The organism is Pseudomonas alkylphenolica (genome assembly GCF_000746525.1).
GTDB classification, from domain to species: domain Bacteria; phylum Pseudomonadota; class Gammaproteobacteria; order Pseudomonadales; family Pseudomonadaceae; genus Aquipseudomonas; species Aquipseudomonas alkylphenolica.
On record NZ_CP009048.1, the window covers coordinates 4,333,950 to 4,353,935 of the forward strand.

The window sequence follows — 19,986 nt, forward strand, 5'->3', positions numbered from 1 at the left end:
GGGTTGCATGCCGATTCAGTACATAGTTAATCAAAGCCCTGGAATCCCACTATTTCAAAGGGAGCTAGCCAAATCATGAAACGATTCAGGAACCTTTAATTTTACTCCTTAAATCATCTAACTCTGCCTGCAGCCGAAAATTTTCCTCACTGAGTTTTTTTATGAGTTCATTCTTTTCCTGATACCGCTTATTCACGAGCATTTGTTGGGTGAGAGCAACATACGGCTTTATTGAGTCGGAGTTACGTTGTCCCAGATCCATTGCTACAGATGCAGAAACTGAAGCGTCCGAAGTGTCCAACCTCAGTTCTGCGCGTTGCTCAAAGTTTGTTTGAATCCTGTGCTCAGCAAACTTTCGCCTGAAGGCATGTATTGAAGTTCTAGATTTAGTGCTGCCAATCGCTTTGAACGCTTTACCGAATATATCAGATACACTTGCATCGTTCAGTGGACGTCCGGTGCGCACTGACAAAAAAACCCTATCTTGTGTCACTGCCTCATTGAATCCTTTCGCCTCGAGCATGCATTTACGTACAGTGGTAATAAATTCACTAATTCTATAAGCGAGTAAAATAGGGAAGCGATAGTTAAGATTTGCGTCGAACTTCTGACTGTCCGGATTTACTATAATATAGTCATCAAGATTTTTTCTCAGCTCTTCTTGAGAAAATTGTGAGCAACGGAGAGAGTTTATGGACCCTCTTCGAAAGCCAACAGTACTGGCGATAGCCATGATAAGACTATTGCGCTCTGAAATATATTCATCTCTTTCTTTGCGAAAGTAATCTTCGAGCTTACTAACGTCTAATTCGGTAGCTGTATACTCAGTAACATGCTTACTAGACCTACCGATTCGCCTGTAATTCAAAGGGTACATACGGTAATTATCATCTAACGATTTATTCTTCTTGGACTTCAAAGTAAAATCCGAAGTTATTGCGCACTCATGCGCCCCAATCAAACCACAAAGCTTATGACGATTTTGGTACCAGTGATAAAAACAATAAATTATGGCGAGCCTACTATTAACGACTCTCTTAAGCTTTTTTTCCAAAACTGAGCTTTTTGCCTTAAGCCTGTTTAAATCTGCATTTCTGAAGTTTCTTAACGTACTATTTGTGGCGCCTGCTATTGAAATCCTCTCGGACTCTATGAAATTAAAATAAAGCACTAGATGATACATTTCATTTTTTACATACGAAAATGACCAACAATCATGCCGCTGTAAATGGATTGCGTAATCCATCAGGTCGTCGACAATCAGGAGATTCTCCTGATCAAAAGGAATTGGAATTTTAAGATCTGTCTCGCCAATCCATCTAATTTGAATTGGCATCTCTTAACTTCCTCTTCAACTCTGCGATCGCAGAATTTAAACTATTAACCTTATCTTCGAGCAACTCATTAACTCGAACAAGCTCAAGTTTTTGGCTCGCTGTATATGACTCAAGTACACTGATATATTTTTTAAGTCTTCCAATCTCCTCCTTAAATTTGCCTATCTTGTCTGTACGATTGCTCGAAGAATTTTTAGTGCGGACTAGCATTGACGCGTGGAGGGAAGCGACCACTTCACTCTTTAGCTCTGGATACTTGTTGAGGGTGTCGTTTGCATTACGAGTTATTGGGGGAGTATTTTCTCTGAACCTAACGGTATTCTGTGAGAGATCCCAGTTATTAAATTGTCGCAATGTTTTTGGATAATACTCATCAGTTGGGAGATCAGAATTACTAAACATTTCCTTGAGCAGAGAAATCTTTAGCCGAACATTTCGAATTGCTTCGCTTCTATTTCGTTCCGAAATTTTCATGTGAATTTACCAAGATACAACTTATGATATAGCAATGTACTCTCTAACCCCTCAATCTCATACTCCATATTTATCCTTGCAATAGAGGTCTCAGGCATTTTGACAGCTTCCAATCTCATACTAGCAAGATCTAACTCCATACCATAGACGTGCTCTTCAGAAGTCCAAGAAAACAGACAGCCTCGACAAAGTTTCGGAGATGCATTTTCCTTATGTAGCTTATTATCAATTTGTTGCCAGCACTTTGATTTCGATTTGACGCGATTAGCACCAGCTAAACACTGTGCATGTTTAAATGGTTGCGGAGCATGCCCTCTATTCTTGAGTCGTTCAACCAGCTTTTCAATATTATCTAGATCTAGCTTAGCATACTCAACAGATGAGAACATTTTCTTATAAAGAGCCCGCGTAAGTTTGGTGTATCCGCCCGACGTATTTTCACACGAAATACTCCGATATATGATTTCGCTAAATTTCTCCCTGGTAGCGTCCGCCATACTCATCATTATCTCATCATTGTGTATAACATGAGCTTCGGACTGTACTGATAAGTCCCAATCGTACAACTTACTAACCTCTGCCGACTCTGCCTGTGCTTGAGGGTTAGACACATATATTTGCGTGGTAGCAATATCCTCGTGCTGAAGTTGATACGATAAAAAAGGCAGCATAAAATATTCGTATCTATTGATGAAGATTTTACAATATAGCCTTCGAAACATGTGTGGAGTAAGCCTCATCGGCTTGCCGATCGCAGAATGTATAAAATTGCCCGACATCATTGGATCGCCACATTCAAAGTCAAACTGAGAATACTTACTTATTAAACCATTAGAGTTAAATTGCTTGTACCGAAACAATGTTAAATCACGATCTACCAGCATTGAATAGTTATGTTTTTCGAAGGGTTTACCCACGAATATTAACTGTAGCTTCTCTAAAGTGGTAATTGCTACCTTTGTGGCCGAAGCAATAAAAAAACCCACATAGTCTTTCACCGTTTTCTCTACATAGAACTGCTGAAGAAATATTCCCGCTCTATCATTTACCACAACTCCGCTACCCAGTGAAAGGCCGTATTTTTTATGAGTAAGCTCGCGCTTTCTTCTCGCATTAAGTATTGCAATCACGATGAAGCACGCGTTTAAAATATCTTTAATGGCTGAGTTTAAAAAACTGATCACGCTTTTAATATTCGCCGACCCAATTGAATCAGAATTGACAAGCCCGACTCGGCGTGCAAAACGCATCACCCTTGAAAAGTTTTTTCGCACATCGCCAGGCGTCGTTAGTTGCTTTGCCGCGAAAGCTAAGAGACGTAGCGTACGATTGCTTTTAGTGTTGATGTATTCTAGAGAGTACTCCAACAGCATACCTGCGTCATAGCTGTTAATATCTGCAGTCGTACCCGGATTTTCTGTTAGCTTTTTTGCTAACTTAACATAGTTCTCAAACGGGACAATTTTAGTTCTATATGCATCAGTAGAGTGATAAAGAAAATTAATTGACTCGAGAGTCTGACGCAATAGGCTATATTTCATCCCGCTTGGAGTCTTATCATTCGCTCGAAAAACAGTTAGCCAACCCTTTGTTACTTGAAACTTCCTTACCCTATTAAAGTAAACAGCCACTTCATTTCCGCTAAGATTTGTAGAAATAGCAGATTGAAATCCGGTAGTACTCAGACTTACTTTTGAGTTTGTGGACGTGAATATTTGCTGAGAGGGATCTACAGCTGTATCTAAAAATTCGGTCAGCCGGAAATCTATATTCAGGGCTTCATGCCAGCCACTTCCGGCTAGGATTCTAGCCAATTTGAGCGTAAAAGGACCGGAAATTTTGCCTAGGTCGAATATGTTATTAAGCCAGCAATATTCAAAAAACTTAATTATGGTGGAGAGAATGAAGCATATGCGATTGCATTTGGAATTACTGGGTGCATTCGAGGCAGCAAAATAGTCTAACGAATATATCAATGCGACAAGGTAATGCGAATACTCAACAAGCCTGGACGGTGTTTCATACACATCATTAGCAGGCAGCCAATATCTTTTAAGATCTATCGGCCTCGCTTTTCTTTCATCTGATCGCGCATCATGCTCTTTCACATACAACACAAAATTTGAATCAAGAAACAAATCCGCTGAAATGGGATTGCCGTTAATAATTTCAAATATGTCTTGACTCATGGATTGCGTCCTCAACATCTAACAATGCGCTTTCAATTTTATTTAATACATATCCAAACCTAGAATTTTTCACGTAATTGTACAGTGCATCATTGAATGCAATCTTTGGGGCAACAACTATATTGAAGCGCTCTTGATTTTCGCTACGTAATCGCTGCCAGTTTTTAAAGTAATACTCTCTCGTCCTGATGATGCTTAAAATTTCCTCTTCAGTAATTATGATTCTTCTTTGAGGACAGCCGTCTTTTTTATGGCAGTTTTCAGCTGAGCAAATCAAATCCGCCCCCCTATCACCATAAAGCCCCGTGTAGGGATCAACACACAACGAACCATCCCCGATACTCTTCCATTGATTTATATTGCTTTTCCTTGAGGCCATATTGAAGACAACCTTATTCTGGAGATCCACTTGAAATTGCAGATTGATCGAGGATGAAATATTTCTTGTTATAAATTGATCAAGATATCTGCCAGTGGTTCCGAGGCTGCTATGCCCGCCTCGCCGCCTAGCGGTCTCGAAGCTCTTCGACTTATAAGCATCAAGGCATAATACAGTTCTACGAATGTGGCTTAGTGAAAAGTTAAACAAATCATTTCGCTGAATGAACCCTTTTGGCGTCATTTGAATAGTTGTAGACTGCCTGTCAGAAAGTTTGTAGCCGTTAGTCCATGAGCTCCAGATCCTCCTACTACCAAATGGTAGCAATTTAAATAAATGCAGCTGATCAAAATTCCAGACCAGCAATTCTATTGCATAAATAACATCGTTTTCAGTTTTTTCTATGAAAATAACAGGAGTATCATCATCTGTTTTTCCTTTGAAACCTTGCAATGTGTACGCAAAGCCTTCCTTATTGCTTATTACCCCATCTCTGTCCATAGCGACGAGCGCATCTTGGTTCCATCCAGTCCTGCATAGCAACAATATAAAAATTGCCTGCAACTCGATAGTTGTCAGGCGTTCTGGAGAAAAAAAAGACTGACGAGGACTATATCCCTTACGAACCACCACGCCTATCTCTAAACAGTTGTTCTCCAGCCCATGTAGTTTAAAAGTACCGTTCCTAACCATTGACTGATCATGCTGAAGCACCCCCTTTCTAAAAACCGCTAAAATATTTTCTGCAGAGTTCCTACCTAATATTTTACTTGTGCCAGAGGAAGGAAGCTTGAATAGCGTACTCATAATCTCTGCCTCTTGAACGCTTGTTAGACCATTACATTCGAGACCTTTTATTTTAAGTCGGTTTTGTTTAGAGAAAAACAGTTCTTGGTTACATGCCTCGACAATCTTTAATAAGTCCACCTGTAAGATACTTGCCGACTTTTCGATTAAGTCAAGGTAGTTTTTGTGAGGCACTGCGCCTAGTGGAGAGTCGCTTTCCAAGATTTTTAAATGATCCTCCATGTTTAATATTGGTTGGAGTTTATTTTGACCCCCCCCTAAACCAGACCTGTATTTTACCGAGTCTACGGTGATCTCCTCAGCGGCGAGGAAATTGGTGTTGAGTACGGCCTGCCTGAACTTTCCAGAGATCTGTCGCATGGTCTCGGATGTATGATCAGTTTCGCGGAGTCGATTTTCCAGAATACTGAATAATGCATGCATTTTTTTCGGCGTTAGATTTTGCTCGCGAATTCGACAAATTTCCCAACCTTGGGGATCTAGCTTCAAACAAACAATTGCCGTTTTGATGAAATAAATCACATTAACCCTGATGCGATGTTCTAACGATGAATCAGATAATTTCCGCAAGACCGAAGTCAACCATGACTCGTCCCATAGTTCGAGTTCATCGAGATCGAAAAACCTTTCACTGTGATAAACATGGTGGTAACTCGTGTACTGAACAAAAATTTTTAGAATTCGACCATTTTGTGCATACAAGGTAAGGTCCTCCCCGCAAAACCAAGCGTAGCAGGGCTTCCGGCACCTTGCTCATAGAGTCACACTACATTGACAAGTGAGCCGAAGGTCATGCTCGACAGTGCCAGCAGTGCAAAGAGCATCCCCATCAGGGAAACCCCACCCAGATTGATCCCCTGATAGACCACCATGATCAACCCGCTCAAGCCCAGCCCGAGGCCGAACAAACGGCTCCAGGAACGCTGACGCTCCATCAACACCACGGTGAGGATAGGTTGCACGCCCATGACCGTGGCCATCACGCCGGGCGTCACCTGGGTGTTGAGCGCCAGCAGGTAGAATATCTGGTAGGCACCGAGCAACACGCAACCGGTGGCCAGCGCTTGCAGCACCGCCGCCCGCCCGCGCGGCCAGCGCAACCTGAGCAACGGTGCGAGCAGCAACAGACCGCACAGGGCCAGGGCTGAACGCATCAGCAGGAACGCAAAGGGACTGGCATGGGCCAGGCCCAGCTTGGAGACGATCGCCCCGCTACTCCAGAGCAGGACGAACAGGCTAGTGGTGACCGCCGAGGCCACGGATTCTTTCGATAGAGCAAACATGAATGCCACCTGTAATTCGGGCAGATAAGCCGAACGGTGCTGCCCGCTGGGGGCAGCCAACCGTATTCAGTAGGGTGCAGGTGTGTCGGGACGCAGCGGTTGGCCGCTTAGCCCAGCACTACCACGCCCGGTGGTGCGACAACGCACACAACCACGCTACTGACAGGTGGTGGGTAGTGACTGATCATGGCCGGTTGCTGACTCCCACGCACGACTAGCACCGCGTCGGGCGCGGTAGCGAATACGGTACGAAGTGGGGAAGCTGGCATGAGCAGGTCTTCGGTGAGGTGAAGTGGGTCTGACTATAGCGGTGAGTTCATCGCGGGGCAAGCCCGCTCCCACTGGAGGTCTGGAACCTGTGGGAGCGGGCTTGCCCCGCGATGCTGTCTCAGAACAACCAGTGATACAGCAGGTAAGCCACCACCACCGCCAGCACCGGACGCAACACCCGGTAGGCCTTGGGATTGGCACGCTTGAACTGTTTGACCTGGCCGCTGATCACGTTGCTGAAGCGCTTGCTCCAGGCATAAGCCCGGTTGATCCCGCCAACGCGCTCGTCATCGGTGTTCTGCGGCGCAGTGGCGCGGCCAAGGAAAGCGCTGACCTTGCGGTTGATGCGGGTCATCAGCGGGCTGTTGAGCGGACGCTCGACGTCGCAGAAGAGGATCACCCGGGTAGTCTCGGTCTCGTTTTTCACCCAGTGCACATAGGTTTCATCGAACATCACATCTTCACCGTCGCGCCACGCATAAGCCTGGCCATCGACGTAGATCCGGCAGTTGTCGGAGTTTGGCGTCGACAGGCCCAGGTGATAACGCAGGGAGCCGCCGAACGGGTCACGGTGCGGGTTGAGGTGGCTGCCACCAGGCAGCAGGGCGAACATTGCGCCTTTGACGTTGGGGATGCTGTTGACCAGTTCGACGGTCTTCGGGCACAGCGCTTGCGCCGATGGCAGCGCTTTGTCGTACCACTTCAGGTAGAAACGCTTCCAGCCCTTCTTGAAGAACGAACCGAAACCGGCGTCGTTGTCTTTCTCGGCGGCGCGGATGTAACCCTCGTCGAACAGGTGCATGGCCTCTTCGCGGATAACTTCCCAGTTGTCCTTGAGTACATCGAGCTCGGGAAAGCGGCTGCGGTCCAGGTAGGGTTTGGAAGGCACACCGGAAAACAGGTACATCAAGGCGTTATAGGGGGCAAACAGCGCCGAATGGTTGACGAACTGGCGCAACATCGGCAAGCGCGCCTTGCCGCGCAGGTGCACATACAACGTGCTGCCGAAAAACATCAGCAATACACCTGCCTTGGCGACTAAAGAAACAGTCATGCAACACTCCTTGGAATTTCGATCAAGCCATTGCTGCCGGATTAATCAAACATCATAAACCGATCTGGCACCGGTAAAAATAACCGGTGCCAGTATTCAGTATTAAGGATTGTGCAACAGTACCCGCCGCTGATTATTGCTCTTGGTCAGCGCCAAAGCGCTTTACTGCTGGTTCTCCTGGTCGGTGAACAGGTCGCTGAAGAGCATGCTCGACAGGTAGCGTTCCCCGGAATCGGGCAGGACCACGACGATGGTCTTGCCTTGCATTTCAGGCTTCTCCGCCAGGCGCACCGCCGCTGCCATCGCCGCACCGGAGGAAATCCCGCAGAGGATACCCTCCTCCTGCATCAGACGCAGGGCCATGACTTTGGACTCCTCGTCACTGACCAGTTCAACCTGGTCGACCATTGTCAGGTCGAGGTTATTCGGCACAAAGCCGGCACCGATACCCTGGATCTTGTGCGGGCTGGGTTTGATCTCAAGACCGGCCAACGCCTGGGTGATCACCGGCGACACCAGCGGTTCGACCGCCACGGAAAGGATCGCCTTGCCCTGGGTCAGCTTGATGTAGCGGGAAACCCCGGTAATGGTGCCACCGGTACCGACCCCGGCAACCAGCACATCGACCGCACCGTCTGTATCGTTCCAGATTTCCGGACCGGTGGTCTTCTCGTGAATCGCAGGGTTGGCCGGGTTATCGAACTGGGCGGGCATGAAATACTGGGCGGTATCACTGGCAACGATTTCACCGGCCTTCTCAATCGCGCCCTTCATGCCCTTGGCCGGTTCGGTCAACACCAGTTCGGCGCCCAGCGCCTTGAGCACCTTGCGCCGCTCGATGCTCATCGATGCCGGCATGGTCAGCAGCAGTTTGTAGCCGCGCGCAGCAGCAACAAAGGCCAGGCCGATGCCGGTATTGCCCGAGGTCGGCTCGACAATGGTCATGCCCGGCTTGAGCTTGCCGCTGCTTTCCGCGTCCCAGATCATGTTCGCGCCGATCCGGCATTTGACCGAATAACCCGGGTTACGCCCTTCGGTCTTGGCCAGAATGGTCACGCCACGCGGGGCGATGCGGTTGATCTGGACCAGCGGCGTATTGCCGATGGAATGCGCGTTGTCAGCAAAGATACGGCTCATGACGGGGGTCCTTTTAGCACCGGAGCAGAAAACTTCAAGGGTAAGCCTGCCTCCGGGGTGAGTCCACCCCTGACACGCCCGGCAACACCTCCGCCCTGACCAGGTCACCAAGTGACGCTCCATTCAGAGACTGAATAGAGCGTCTGCGTTCCCAGTCGACCAGAGCCCGCGTTATAGTCGTGCATGACATTTTTTCGGCCTGGGGCCATGTACCCCGGCACTACGTTAGAGGATCGGTTCATGAAGTTCGAAGGCACCAGCACCTACGTCGCCACCAGCGACCTGAAACTGGCAGTCAACGCGGCGATCACCCTGGAACGGCCACTGTTGGTCAAGGGCGAACCCGGCACCGGCAAGACCATGCTCGCCGAACAGTTGGCCGAATCCTTTGGCGCCAAGCTGATCACCTGGCACATCAAGTCGACCACCAAGGCTCACCAGGGCCTCTACGAGTACGATGCGGTCAGCCGCCTGCGGGATTCGCAACTGGGGGTGGACAAGGTCCACGATGTGCGCAACTACCTGAAGAAGGGCAAGCTCTGGGAAGCGTTCGAATCCGAGGAGCGGGTGATTCTGCTGATCGATGAAATCGACAAGGCCGACATCGAGTTCCCCAACGACCTGTTGCAGGAACTGGACCGGATGGAGTTCTACGTTTACGAGATCGACGAGACGATCAAGGCCAAGCAGCGCCCGATCATCATCATTACCTCGAACAACGAAAAAGAGCTGCCGGACGCCTTCCTGCGCCGCTGCTTCTTCCATTACATCGCCTTCCCCGATCGCGACACCCTGCAGCAGATCGTCGATGTGCACTACCCGAACATCAAGAAAGACCTGGTCAGCGAAGCGCTGGACGTGTTCTTCGATGTACGCAAGGTACCGGGCCTGAAGAAAAAGCCGTCGACCTCGGAACTGGTCGACTGGCTCAAGCTGCTGATGGCCGACAACATCGGCGAAGCCGTGCTGCGTGAGCGCGATCCGACCAAGGCCATCCCGCCATTGGCCGGCGCCCTGGTGAAAAACGAACAGGACGTGCAACTGCTCGAGCGCCTGGCCTTCATGAGCCGTCGCGGTAATCGCTGAGCCCGGGGGCAATTGCCATGCTGCTCAATCTGTTCAATGAAATGCGCGCGGCCAAAGTACCCGTATCGGTGCGTGAGCTGCTTGATTTGCTCAATGCCCTCAAGCAGCGGGTGACCTTTGCCGACATGGACGAGTTCTACTTCCTGGCGCGGGCGATCCTGGTCAAGGACGAACGCCATTTCGACAAGTTCGACCGGGCCTTTTCCGCCTACTTCAAGGGCCTGGAAAACCTCGACCGGCACCTCGAAGCGCTGATTCCCGAAGACTGGCTGCGCAAGGAGTTCGAGCGCTCGCTGACCGACGAGGAACGCGCGCAGATCCAGTCCCTGGGTGGTCTGGACAAGCTGATCGAAGAGTTCAAGAAACGCCTGGAAGAACAGAAGGAACGCCATGCCGGTGGCAACAAGTGGATCGGCACCGGCGGTACCAGCCCGTTCGGTTCGGGGGGCTATAACCCCGAAGGGATTCGCATCGGCGATGCCGGTAAACGCCAGGGCAAGGCGGTCAAGGTCTGGGACCAGCGCGAGTACAAGAACCTCGATGACCAGGTCGAACTGGGCACGCGCAATATCAAGCTGGCCCTGCGCCGCTTGCGCAAGTTCGCGCGCCAGGGTGCGGCCGAAGAGCTGGATATCGACGGCACCATCGACCACACCGCCCGCGATGCCGGCCTGCTCAACATCCAGATGCGCCCGGAGCGGCGCAACAGCGTCAAGTTGCTGCTGCTGTTCGACATTGGCGGCTCGATGGACGCTCACGTAAAGATCTGCGAAGAGCTGTTCTCGGCCTGCAAGACCGAGTTCAAGCACCTGGAGTACTACTACTTCCACAACTTCGTTTATGAGTCGGTGTGGAAGAACAACATGCGCCGCACCTCTGAACGTACCTCGACCATGGACCTGCTGCACAAGTACGGGGCCGACTACAAAGTGGTGTTCGTTGGCGATGCGGCCATGGCGCCCTACGAGATCACCCAGCCGGGCGGTAGCGTCGAGCACTGGAACGAAGAAGCCGGTTACGTGTGGATGCAGCGCTTCATGGAGAAGTACAAGAAGCTTATCTGGATCAACCCTTACCCCAAGGACACCTGGGGGTATACCGCTTCGACCAACATCGTGCGCGAGTTGATCGAAGACCGGATGTATCCGTTGACCTTGCGCGGGTTGGAAGAAGGGATGCGGTTTTTGTCCAAGTGAAGCTATCGCGGGGCAAGCCCGCTCCCACAGGGCTCAGATCATTCCTGTGGGAGCGGGCTTGCCCCGCGATCAGCTTTCAAACCGCTGCAAATAATCCCGATGCTCCCGCCAGGCCGTTTCCTGCACCACTGGCCTGAACCTGACCACACTCCCCGGCAACCGCTGCGCCAGCCGCGCCAACGCCAACGGCGTCAACGCCCCCAGGCGTGGATACCCGCCAATGGTCTGGCGATCATTAAGCAGCACGATCGGCTGCCCATCCGGTGGCACCTGCACCGCCCCCAGCGGAATCCCCTCGGAAATCATCGGCGCGCCCTGATACTGCAAGGCAGGGCCCAGCAAACGCATGCCCATGCGGTCGGCGCGGCTGTCCAGGGTCCAGTCACGGTTGAACGCCTCAAACAGGCTGATACCACTGAAATCGCCGATCTGCGCGCCCAGTACCAGGTCGAGTGCGCTGTTATCAGTCAGGTCTGGCCGCAATCCCTCAGGCACTGTTTTCAGCCCGGGAGCCGTCCCGCGGTATTCGAGCTGTTGCCCCTTGGCCAGCGCTGAACCCAGTCCATCAAGCCCGCCCAGCTCCTCTCGCACAACACTGGCACAACTGCCCAGCACCTGCGGCGCAACAAAACCTCCAGGCGCGGCCAGATAGGCGCGAGCGCCCTGCAAGGGTTGGTTAAGGCGCAGACGCTGGCCTCGGTTCAGGGTAAAGCTGGACCAGGGTTTGAGCGGCTCACCGTCAATCCGCGCATCCAGATCGGCGCCTGTCAGCGCCAGACAGCAATCCTGCTCGGCGACCAGGCTGAAGCCTCCCAGGGTCACTTCCACCACCGCCGCCCCGGCAGGGTTGCCCAGTAGCCAGTTGGCCCAGCGCATCGAGACCCAGTCCAGCGCCCCGCCCTGGGTCACGCCCAGATGGCGCACGCCAAAACGTCCGGCATCCTGCAGCAGACACAGCGGCGTGCTGGCCTCAATCGACAAGCGGCTCATGCCAAGGCCTCCAGCGGGGTATCGTCGCCGCCCAGGTTGATGAAGGTGGCGCGATCCACGGCGACGAAGCGTACCCGGTCGCCCGGTTGCAACAGGCTGTAGCCGTCACGTTCGCGGTCAAAGAGTTTGCTCGGGGTACGGCCGATCAGGTTCCAGCCACCCGGCGAGACTGCCGGGTAGGCCGCAGTCTGGCGCTCGGCGATGCCGACGCTGCCTGCCGCCACGCGCTTGCGCGGGGTGGCCAGACGCGGCGCGGCCAGGGCCTCTTCAACCAGGCCCATGAAGGCAAAACCGGGGGCGAAGCCAAGGGCGAACACTTGATACTCGCGTTCACTGTGACGGCGAACGATATCGGCCACCGAGGTAGCGCAACGCTCGGCCAGCAGGCTCAGTTCCGGACCGACACTCAGGTCGTACCACACCGGAATCTCGTGCTGGCGCCCGCCGCTGCCGTTATCCGGCTGCAGGTTTTCCAGCGCTTCGCGACTCAAGGTGCGGGCCTGCTCCGGCGACAGTTGCAGCAGGTCGAAATGCACCATCAGCGTGGTGTAAGACGGCACCAGGTCAACCAAATGCCCGGCGAACACCGCGCGCAAGCGCTGACTGGCCGCCAGCATCCAGGGCATATTGGCTTCATCAATGGCGTCGAACAGACGCACCATCAGGCAGTCGATGGCCACCGTTTCAATGCGGTAACTCATGACGCCACCAGGGCATCAAGGGCCTGGCGAATCTGTTGCACCGCCGCCACCGAGCTTTCGTTGTCGCCATGCACGCACAGGGTCTGAGCCTGCAGGCGCAGCTCGCTACCGTCCACGGCAATCAATGGCTCGCCACGGGCCAGACGCAGGGCCTGGTCGACGATCCGCGCCGGATCGTGATGCACCGCGCCCGGCAAACGCCGCGAGACCAGATGACCGGCGGCATCGTAGGCGCGGTCAGCAAAGGCTTCGAACCACAGGGTAACGCCGTACTCGTCACCCAGGGCCTGAGCCGCACTGTTGTCGGCCGTGGCCATGAGCATCAGCGGCAAGTGCCGGTCATAGCTGGCCAGCGCTTCAAGTACGGCGCGCAGTTTGAGCGGATCAGCCATCATGTCGTTGTACAGCGCGCCATGGGGTTTTACATAGGCAACCCGCGTGCCCTGGGTACGGCAGATGCCATCCAGCGCACCGATCTGGTAGTGCAGCAGGTCACGGATTTCCTCGGCGCTGCAGGCCATGGAGCGGCGGCCGAAGCCGGCCAGGTCCTGGTAGGCGGGGTGGGCACCGATGCGCACGTTACTGGCGATGGCCAGGGCCACCGTCTTGCGCATGATCCCCGGATCCCCGGCATGGAAACCGCAGGCGATGTTGGCGCAATCCACAAAGGGCATGACCTGGGCGTCCAGGCCCATGGTCCAGCTGCCGAAACTCTCACCCATATCGCAATTCAGTAGCAGGCGGCTCACGTCTGTCACTCCTTCAGGCTCGGCGTTATTGGGCTTCAAGTTCTTTGCCACGGGTTTCCGGCAGGCTCAGCGCCGCCAGGATTACCACCCCGTAGGACACCGCTGCAAATGCGCCGATACCCAGGCCCAGCGGTATTTTCTGGCTGAGCATACCGATCAGCAGCGGGAAGAACGCCGCCAGCGCACGACCGATGTTGTAGCAGAAGCCCTGCCCCGAGCCACGGATGCGGGTAGGAAACAGTTCGGTGAGGAAAGCCCCCATGCCACTGAAGATACCCGAGGCGAAGAAGCCCAACGGGAAGCCCAGCCAGAGCATCACACCATCGCTGACCTGCATCTGGGTATACAGCAGGACGATGATGAACGAGCCCACGGCGAACAGGATGAAGTTCTTTTTGCGTCCCAAAAGGTCAGTGAGATAAGCGCTGATCACATAGCCGATGTACGAGCCGAAAATCACCATGGCCAGGTAGCCACCGGTGCCGAGCACGCTCAGGCCGCGCTCGTTCTTGAGGAAGGTCGGCAGCCACGAGGTGATTGCGTAGTAACCGCCCAGCGCACCGGTGGTCAGCAGCGAAGCACGGATAGTGGTGAAGAGCATGCCGGGGGCAAAAATTTCATAGAAATGCGACGGTGCTTCGGTTTTCTCCGCCGCCTTGGCCTGGCGGTAGATTTCCGGGTCCTTGACCAGACGGCGGACGAAGATCACGAATACCGCAGGCACGATTCCCAGCAGGAACAGCGCGCGCCAGGCGTCTTCAGGCGGCAGCAGGGTGAACAGCACGGCATAGAGAATCGCCGTCAGGCCCCAGCCAATGGCCCAGCCAGACTGCACCATGCCGACCGCCTTGCCGCGATCCTTGGCACGGATGACCTCGCCGATCAGCACCGCACCGGCGGTCCATTCGCCACCGAAACCGAAGCCCATCAGGGTACGGGCGATCAACAGCTGTTCATAGTTCTGGGCGAAGCCGCAGAGGAAGGTGAAAAAGGCGAACCACAGCACCGTCAGTTGCAGGGTGCGGACCCGGCCAATACGATCGGAGAGGATGCCGGCGATCCAGCCGCCCAGCGCCGAGGCAATCAGGGTACTGGTGTGGATCAACCCGGCTTCGGCGGTGGTGATGCCCCACAGCATGATCAGGGTGGGGATGACGAAGCTGAGCATCTGGGTGTCCATGCCATCCAGGCCGTAGCCGATCTTGCAGCTCCAGAAAGTCCGTCGTTCCTGTTTGTTGATGTTGCGGTACCAGTCGAAGGGACCGGCCACTGAACTGGATTTGGCCTGGTGCTGCACGCCCGATGGGTTCATGGTTGCCTCAGCTTGTTGGTATTGTTTTAAAGGCGGCGATCTTTGTCGCAACCGTGACCGACATTTTTCGATGGCCTCGGGTTATCGTCCAACGAGAAAAACCAGCGGTCTGGCATAAGAAAAATTTGATCAGTGAGCGCAGCATGAACCTCAAGTTCCTCGAAACCTTTGTCTGGGTGGCCCGGCTCAAGAGCTTTCGCCTGACCGCAGAAAAGCTCTTCACCACCCAGGCGTCGATCTCCAGCCGCATCGCCGCGCTTGAGGCCGACCTCGGGGTCAAGCTGCTGCTGCGCGATTCACGCGGGGTCAGTCTGACGCCCGAGGGCAGCAAGGTGCTCGAGTACGCCGAGCAGATGCTCGACACCGCCAAGGCGCTCAAGCAGTCGCTGGACAGCGACCGGACCAAGGTTGGGCGGATACGCCTGGGGGTGATGGACACGGTGATCCATACCTGGATGAGCCCGCTGGTCTCGGAACTGATGGAGCGCTATCCACAGGTAGAAATCGAACTGGTCGCCGATACTGCGCTCAATTTGCGCGAACAGCTGCAAAAAGGCTTTCTCGATGTGATCCTGCAAACCGACCTGCTACGCCAGGAATCGATCCGCAGCCTGGACCTGGCGCGCTACCCGATGGGCTGGATTGTCGCCAGCCAGTCGATCTACAACCGCGACTATACCTCGCTCGCCGAGCTGGCCCGTGAGCGCATCGTGACCTTTTCGAAAAACTCCCGGCCGCACCAGGAAGTGCTCAGCCTGCTGCAGGCCGAAGGCGTCAGCGCACCGCGCCTGAACTGTGTGAACTCGGTGGCGGCGATCACCCGCTTGCTGCGTGACGGCTTCGGCATCGGCGCCCTGCCGCCTGCGCTGGTCAGCGAAGAGCTGGCCAGGGGTGAACTAGTCCTGCTGCCGCTGGTGCAGCAGCCACCGAGCCTGGAGCTGGTGGTGGCCTGGCAGACCGGGGTCGAGCTGGTCGATGAGGTGGTGGCGCTGTGTCGCAATGTGCTGGAACGCTACGCCGCCAATGCCGGGCCCGAGCGGATCAAGCTGGTCTAGCGCCAGCTCTCCGCCACCGGTTTGCGCCGCCCGCCAAGCACTACCCAACCGATCAGCAACAACAGGCTTTCCACCAGCAGCGCCAGCAGCAACGCACAGCTCAGGCCCCAGGCCAGCGCCTCGGGGGCCAAGAGAATCTGGTAGCTGTAGCCGTTGAGGGTTTCTTCGCGCAGCTGGCTGTCGGCGCGCACCAGCACATGCCAGGTCCGCTCCAGCCAGGGGCCCTGGAGGATCTGCCACTCGCGCTCGAACTGGCGATTGCGGATCAGCAGGCTGTCGATGCTGTTGGCATCGCTGTTGAACACCGGATCGTCGCTGCTGCGGTAGTGACGCACCAGCGCCTGCAGATCGCCATTGAAGAAGCGCCTGGCGGTGGCCTCGAAGCCCTTGAGCCCTTCGCGAGATTCCAGCAGGTGCGCCTCGACCCGCTGGCTGTAGTCATTGATCAGGCCAGGTACCTGCACCCCTACCAGCAACCCGAAGGTGAACAGCAGCAACCGCAGATAACTTCTGAACATGGGCTATCCCTTAGCGTTGTCCCTGGGCGATACATTCACCACGGCGCCACAGGCCCCACTGGCCGGGCTCGTAGCGCTGCCAGGTTTCGTTCTCGGTCAGCGCCTCGGTGGCAATAACCGTGACCACGTCATTGGGGGTGGTTTCGGCCTGGAAGTCGACGATCATGTCGACGTCCTTGAGGCGCGCCGGCCCGAACGGTGCCCGGCGGGTGATATGCACAAGCTTGGTCGAGCAGAAACAGAACAACCAGTTGCCGTCGCTGAGCAGGCAGTTGAACACGCCCTTGCTACGGTACTCGGCGCAGGCCTCGACCAGCACCGGCAGCAGCACTTCAACCGGCACCGGCTCCGGGAACGCCTCGCGTACCCGATTGAGCAGGTCGCAAAAAGCCGCTTCGCTGTCGGTATCACCAATCGGCCGATAGAAGCTGGCCTGGCCCTGGAACTCGCCGAGTTGCCCGTTATGGGCGAAACACCAGTTGCGCCCCCACAGCTCGCGGACAAACGGATGGGTGTTGGACAGGCAGACCTTGCCGACATTGGCCTGGCGAATGTGGCCGATCACCACCTCGCTCTTGATCGGATACCGCTGCACCAGGTTGGCCACTTCCGACTCGCAGCTCGCCGCCGGGTCCTGGAACAGGCGCAGGCCACGGCCTTCGTAGAAACCGATACCCCAGCCATCGCGGTGCGGGCCCGTGCGCCCACCGCGCTGCATCAGCCCGGTGAAGCTGAAAACGATGTCGGTCGGCACATTGGCACTCATGCCCAGTAGTTCACACATGCTTGACTGCTCCCGGGCACACCCTACAAGCGCGGCTCAACCCGCGAACGATTGCCGCCCAGTGGTGCTTCAGGCGGGTTGCGGTAGCGATCACTGCTGTTGGCGGCAAACGACTCGTCGACCAACGCTTCTTCGGCATCACGTTTGGCGGCCGCTTCGGCCTGCTCGCGACGGGCCTTGGCGCGTTTTTCCAGCGGCCAGCGCAGCACCACGAACAGCCCGTAGAGCACGAAGGCGATCATGCCGTACATGGCCAGGTCGGCGGCGGCACGCAAGGCGTTGTTGCCGACCTTGAACAGCAGGTCGAGGGCAGTAATGGCAATGGCTGGGGCGAACTTGTCCTTGACCGGATCGATGATGGTCGGGGTCAGCAGCAAGACTGCCATCAGCACCCGCAGCGGTTCGCGCAACCAGCGCCACATCCAGCGGGTCAGGCGAAAGCCCACCGCCAGGCACCCCAGGGCGGCCAGGGCGTAAAGGCCCCAGGCGAGCAGATAGTCGTTCTCGGTCATGGTGTCCGTGGCAAGCTAAGCAAATAGACGCTTATGATAAACACATTTCAGCGCGCAGGCGCCCCCCAGCCAAGAGATCCCCGCATGTCCGCAGACGCCACCGCTCCCCGCGCCCCGATTGCCCGCAAGGCCGAAGGCGCTGATCCCTATGCCTGGCTGCAGGAGCGTGACAGCCCTGAAGTCATTGCTTACCTGAACGACGAGAATGCCTACCAGGCGGCGCAACTGGCCGACCAGGCGCAATTGCGCGAACAGCTGTTCGAGGAGATCAAGGGCCGGATTCAAGAGACCGATCTGTCGGTGCCCTCGCCCTGGGGCCCTTACCTCTACTACAGCCGCACCTCGGCAGGTGAGGAATATCCACGCCATTACCGCTGCCCGCGCCCGACTGACGACTCCAATACCGTCGACGAAAGCCGGGAAGAACTGCTGCTGGACCCCAACCCGCTGGCCAACGGCGGCTTCCTGTCCCTCGGTGCCTTCAACATCAGCCCTGACCATCAGCGCCTGGCTTACAGCCTCGATACCAGCGGCGATGAAATCTATACCCTGTACGTCAAGGACCTGACCAGCGGCGCCATCGAGCAACTGCCGTTCGACAATTGCGACGGCAGCATGACCTGGGCCAACGACAACCAGACGCTGTTCTTCGCCGAACTGGACGACACCCATCGCCCGCACAAACTGCTGCGCCATCGCCTCGGACGTGAAGGTTGTCAGGCGATTTTCGAAGAAACCGACGGGCGCTTCTTCCTGCATTGCTACCGGTCCAGCTCCGAACGCCAACTGATCCTGCTGCTCAACAGCAAGACCACCAGTGAAGCCTGGGTGCTCGACGCCGAACAGCCTGACGGCGACTTCACCTGCCTGGCGCCACGCGTCGAAGGCCATGAATACTTCCCCGACCACGGCCAGCTCGACGGCCAGTGGCGCTGGTTCATCCGCAGCAACCAGGATGGCATCAACTTCGCCTTGTACCAGGCCGCCAGTGAGCAGGTACCGACCCGCAAACAGTGGCAACTGCTGGTGCCCCACCGTGACACGGTGATGCTCGAAGGCCTGAGCCTGAACGCCAGTGCCCTGAGCCTGAGCCTGCGTGAAGGCGGCCTGCCGATCATCGAAGTACGCCCGCAAGGCCTTGCGCCTTACCGGGTCGAATTGCCGGATGCGGCCTACAGCCTCTATGTGCAGGACAGCCTGGAATTTGCCAGCCCGCGCATCCGTCTGCGCTACCAGGCCCTGAACCGTCCGGCCCAGGTGCGCCAGCTGGAACTGGCCGACGGCGCCCAGCAAGTCCTCAAGGAAACCCCGGTGCTCGGCCCCTTCGACCCCGACGCCTATGTCAGCCAGCGTCTCTGGGCCACGGCCAGTGACGGTACCCAGGTGCCGATCAGCCTGGTCCAGCGCCGCAGCGACCTGGGCAAGCCGGTGCCGCTGTACCTGTATGGCTATGGCGCTTATGGCGAAAGCCTCGACCCGTGGTTCTCGCATGCCCGCCTGAGCCTGCTCGATCGCGGCGTAGCCTTCGCCATTGCCCACGTGCGTGGCGGCGGCGAACTGGGCGAAGCCTGGTACCGGGCGGGCAAACAGGAACACAAACACAACACCTTCAGCGATTTCATCGCCTGTGCCGAGCACCTGATAGCCCAGGGTGTGACCTCTGCCGAGCAACTGGCGATCAGTGGCGGCAGTGCTGGCGGCCTGCTGATCGGCGCGGTGCTCAACCAGCGCCCCGAGCTGTTCAAGGCGGCGATTGCCGAAGTGCCGTTCGTCGATGTGCTCAACACCATGCTCGACCCGGACCTGCCGTTGACCATCACCGAATATGACGAGTGGGGCAACCCGCAAGAGCCTGAGGTGTATGAGCGAATCAAGGCGTATGCGCCTTACGAGAACGTCAAAGCCCAGGCTTATCCGGCCCTGCTGGTGGTGGCCGGCTACAACGACAGCCGCGTGCAGTACTGGGAAGCGGCCAAGTGGGTGGCCAGGCTGCGGGTGACCAAGACCGACGACAATCTGCTGCTGCTCAAGACCGAGATGGATGCCGGGCACGGTGGCATGAGCGGGCGCTATCAAGGGCTGCGGGATGTGGCGCTGGAATACGCTTTTGTCTTTAAAGTGCTGGGTTTGGTGTAAATCGGAAATTTTGTTGT

At 55.5% G+C, this 19,986-nt stretch carries 17 protein-coding genes and 1 pseudogene; 4 read left to right on the forward strand and 14 right to left on the reverse strand.

The annotated features are described in order from the left end of the window. Nucleotides 1-85: 85 nt before the first annotated feature. The 7 genes and pseudogenes from PSAKL28_RS19860 to cysK form a co-directional block, all read right to left on the reverse strand. Nucleotides 86-1,336: a site-specific integrase gene (locus PSAKL28_RS19860; protein ID WP_038613698.1), complete on the reverse strand. Its 1,251-nt coding sequence runs from the start codon at nucleotides 1,334-1,336 to the stop codon at nucleotides 86-88. Next, nucleotides 1,320-1,811: a hypothetical protein gene (locus PSAKL28_RS27760; RefSeq protein WP_157687055.1), complete on the reverse strand. Its 492-nt coding sequence runs from the start codon at nucleotides 1,809-1,811 to the stop codon at nucleotides 1,320-1,322. Before PSAKL28_RS27760 ends, PSAKL28_RS19860 begins: the two co-directional genes overlap by 17 nt. After that, nucleotides 1,808-4,000, reverse strand: coding sequence for a site-specific integrase (locus PSAKL28_RS27765; protein WP_157687056.1), 2,193 nt, complete (start codon nucleotides 3,998-4,000; stop codon nucleotides 1,808-1,810). The genes PSAKL28_RS27760 and PSAKL28_RS27765 overlap by 4 nt, the downstream gene beginning before the upstream one ends. After that, complete coding sequence (locus PSAKL28_RS19870) at nucleotides 3,981-5,888, reverse strand: hypothetical protein (RefSeq protein WP_157687057.1); 1,908 nt, start codon at nucleotides 5,886-5,888, stop codon at nucleotides 3,981-3,983. The genes PSAKL28_RS27765 and PSAKL28_RS19870 overlap by 20 nt, the downstream gene beginning before the upstream one ends. A gap of 71 nt (nucleotides 5,889-5,959) precedes the next feature. Continuing rightward, nucleotides 5,960-6,469, reverse strand: a pseudogene (locus PSAKL28_RS19875) (EamA family transporter); the annotation flags it as partial. A gap of 388 nt (nucleotides 6,470-6,857) precedes the next feature. Beyond that, the gene (locus PSAKL28_RS19880) at nucleotides 6,858-7,793 is read right to left on the reverse strand and encodes an aspartyl/asparaginyl beta-hydroxylase domain-containing protein (RefSeq protein ID WP_038613703.1); all 936 of its coding nucleotides are present in this window, start codon (nucleotides 7,791-7,793) and stop codon (nucleotides 6,858-6,860) included. A 162-nt stretch (nucleotides 7,794-7,955) separates the two neighbouring features. Further along, the gene (cysK, locus tag PSAKL28_RS19885; protein WP_038613704.1) at nucleotides 7,956-8,930 is read right to left on the reverse strand and encodes a cysteine synthase A; all 975 of its coding nucleotides are present in this window, start codon (nucleotides 8,928-8,930) and stop codon (nucleotides 7,956-7,958) included. Between the two features lie 240 nt (nucleotides 8,931-9,170). Here cysK and PSAKL28_RS19890 point away from each other — a divergent pair, with 240 nt between their 5' ends. Continuing rightward, entirely contained in the window at nucleotides 9,171-10,016 is an 846-nt protein-coding gene (locus PSAKL28_RS19890; protein ID WP_038613705.1) for an AAA family ATPase, read from the forward strand. Between the two features lie 17 nt (nucleotides 10,017-10,033). Next, the gene (locus tag PSAKL28_RS19895) at nucleotides 10,034-11,212 is read left to right on the forward strand and encodes a vWA domain-containing protein (RefSeq protein ID WP_038613706.1); all 1,179 of its coding nucleotides are present in this window, start codon (nucleotides 10,034-10,036) and stop codon (nucleotides 11,210-11,212) included. Between the two features lie 69 nt (nucleotides 11,213-11,281). Here PSAKL28_RS19895 and PSAKL28_RS19900 read toward each other — a convergent pair whose 3' ends face one another. The 4 genes from PSAKL28_RS19900 to PSAKL28_RS19915 are packed head-to-tail and all read right to left on the reverse strand — an operon-like array spanning nucleotide 11,282 to nucleotide 14,964. Then, nucleotides 11,282-12,202, reverse strand: a complete 921-nt coding sequence (locus PSAKL28_RS19900) for a 5-oxoprolinase subunit C family protein (protein WP_038613708.1) — start codon at nucleotides 12,200-12,202, stop codon at nucleotides 11,282-11,284. Continuing rightward, nucleotides 12,199-12,903, reverse strand: coding sequence for a 5-oxoprolinase subunit PxpB (gene pxpB, locus PSAKL28_RS19905; RefSeq protein WP_038613709.1), 705 nt, complete (start codon nucleotides 12,901-12,903; stop codon nucleotides 12,199-12,201). Before pxpB ends, PSAKL28_RS19900 begins: the two co-directional genes overlap by 4 nt. After that, nucleotides 12,900-13,652 (reverse strand): 5-oxoprolinase subunit PxpA, encoded by a 753-nt coding sequence (locus PSAKL28_RS19910; RefSeq protein ID WP_038613711.1) that lies wholly within the window; start codon nucleotides 13,650-13,652, stop codon nucleotides 12,900-12,902. Before PSAKL28_RS19910 ends, pxpB begins: the two co-directional genes overlap by 4 nt. A gap of 25 nt (nucleotides 13,653-13,677) precedes the next feature. Continuing rightward, nucleotides 13,678-14,964, reverse strand: a complete 1,287-nt coding sequence (locus PSAKL28_RS19915; RefSeq protein WP_038613713.1) for an MFS transporter — start codon at nucleotides 14,962-14,964, stop codon at nucleotides 13,678-13,680. 143 nt (nucleotides 14,965-15,107) lie between these two features. Here PSAKL28_RS19915 and PSAKL28_RS19920 point away from each other — a divergent pair, with 143 nt between their 5' ends. Further along, nucleotides 15,108-16,019, forward strand: a complete 912-nt coding sequence (locus PSAKL28_RS19920) for a LysR family transcriptional regulator (RefSeq protein WP_038613716.1) — start codon at nucleotides 15,108-15,110, stop codon at nucleotides 16,017-16,019. Here the strand turns inward: PSAKL28_RS19920 and PSAKL28_RS19925 are convergent. Genes PSAKL28_RS19925 through PSAKL28_RS19935 form a run of 3 tightly spaced genes read right to left on the reverse strand, consistent with a single transcriptional unit; the run spans nucleotide 16,016 to nucleotide 17,833 of the window. Continuing rightward, the gene (locus tag PSAKL28_RS19925) at nucleotides 16,016-16,537 is read right to left on the reverse strand and encodes a DUF2937 family protein (RefSeq protein WP_038613718.1); all 522 of its coding nucleotides are present in this window, start codon (nucleotides 16,535-16,537) and stop codon (nucleotides 16,016-16,018) included. The two genes, PSAKL28_RS19920 and PSAKL28_RS19925, sit on opposite strands and share 4 nt — an antisense overlap. 10 nt (nucleotides 16,538-16,547) lie before the next feature. After that, entirely contained in the window at nucleotides 16,548-17,321 is a 774-nt protein-coding gene (locus PSAKL28_RS19930) for a class II glutamine amidotransferase (RefSeq protein WP_038613720.1), read from the reverse strand. A 23-nt stretch (nucleotides 17,322-17,344) separates the two neighbouring features. Beyond that, entirely contained in the window at nucleotides 17,345-17,833 is a 489-nt protein-coding gene (locus PSAKL28_RS19935; protein WP_038613723.1) for a hypothetical protein, read from the reverse strand. Nucleotides 17,834-17,917: 84 nt separating this feature from the next. On the opposite strand from PSAKL28_RS19935, the gene PSAKL28_RS19940 reads away from it, so the two are divergent. Continuing rightward, a complete protein-coding gene (locus PSAKL28_RS19940) occupies nucleotides 17,918-19,969 on the forward strand; it encodes a S9 family peptidase (RefSeq protein WP_038613725.1) in 2,052 nt (683 codons plus the stop codon). Nucleotides 19,970-19,986 lie beyond the last annotated feature (17 nt).

Excerpts from the sequence above, each read along its gene's own strand:
- PSAKL28_RS19860 (WP_038613698.1), bottom strand. The coding sequence starts at position 1,336 with ATGCCAATTCAAATTAGATGGATTGGCGAGACAGATCTTAAAATTCCA.
- PSAKL28_RS27760 (WP_157687055.1), bottom strand. The coding sequence starts at position 1,811 with ATGAAAATTTCGGAACGAAATAGAAGCGAAGCAATTCGAAATGTTCGG.
- PSAKL28_RS27765 (WP_157687056.1), bottom strand. The coding sequence starts at position 4,000 with ATGAGTCAAGACATATTTGAAATTATTAACGGCAATCCCATTTCAGCG.
- PSAKL28_RS19880 (WP_038613703.1), bottom strand. The coding sequence starts at position 7,793 with ATGACTGTTTCTTTAGTCGCCAAGGCAGGTGTATTGCTGATGTTTTTC.
- cysK (WP_038613704.1), bottom strand. The coding sequence starts at position 8,930 with ATGAGCCGTATCTTTGCTGACAACGCGCATTCCATCGGCAATACGCCG.
- PSAKL28_RS19890 (WP_038613705.1), top strand. The coding sequence starts at position 9,171 with ATGAAGTTCGAAGGCACCAGCACCTACGTCGCCACCAGCGACCTGAAA.
- PSAKL28_RS19895 (WP_038613706.1), top strand. The coding sequence starts at position 10,034 with ATGCTGCTCAATCTGTTCAATGAAATGCGCGCGGCCAAAGTACCCGTA.
- PSAKL28_RS19900 (WP_038613708.1), bottom strand. The coding sequence starts at position 12,202 with ATGAGCCGCTTGTCGATTGAGGCCAGCACGCCGCTGTGTCTGCTGCAG.
- pxpB (WP_038613709.1), bottom strand. The coding sequence starts at position 12,903 with ATGAGTTACCGCATTGAAACGGTGGCCATCGACTGCCTGATGGTGCGT.
- PSAKL28_RS19915 (WP_038613713.1), bottom strand. The coding sequence starts at position 14,964 with ATGAACCCATCGGGCGTGCAGCACCAGGCCAAATCCAGTTCAGTGGCC.
- PSAKL28_RS19920 (WP_038613716.1), top strand. The coding sequence starts at position 15,108 with ATGAACCTCAAGTTCCTCGAAACCTTTGTCTGGGTGGCCCGGCTCAAG.
- PSAKL28_RS19925 (WP_038613718.1), bottom strand. The coding sequence starts at position 16,537 with ATGTTCAGAAGTTATCTGCGGTTGCTGCTGTTCACCTTCGGGTTGCTG.
- PSAKL28_RS19930 (WP_038613720.1), bottom strand. The coding sequence starts at position 17,321 with ATGTGTGAACTACTGGGCATGAGTGCCAATGTGCCGACCGACATCGTT.
- PSAKL28_RS19935 (WP_038613723.1), bottom strand. The coding sequence starts at position 17,833 with ATGACCGAGAACGACTATCTGCTCGCCTGGGGCCTTTACGCCCTGGCC.
- PSAKL28_RS19940 (WP_038613725.1), top strand. The coding sequence starts at position 17,918 with ATGTCCGCAGACGCCACCGCTCCCCGCGCCCCGATTGCCCGCAAGGCC.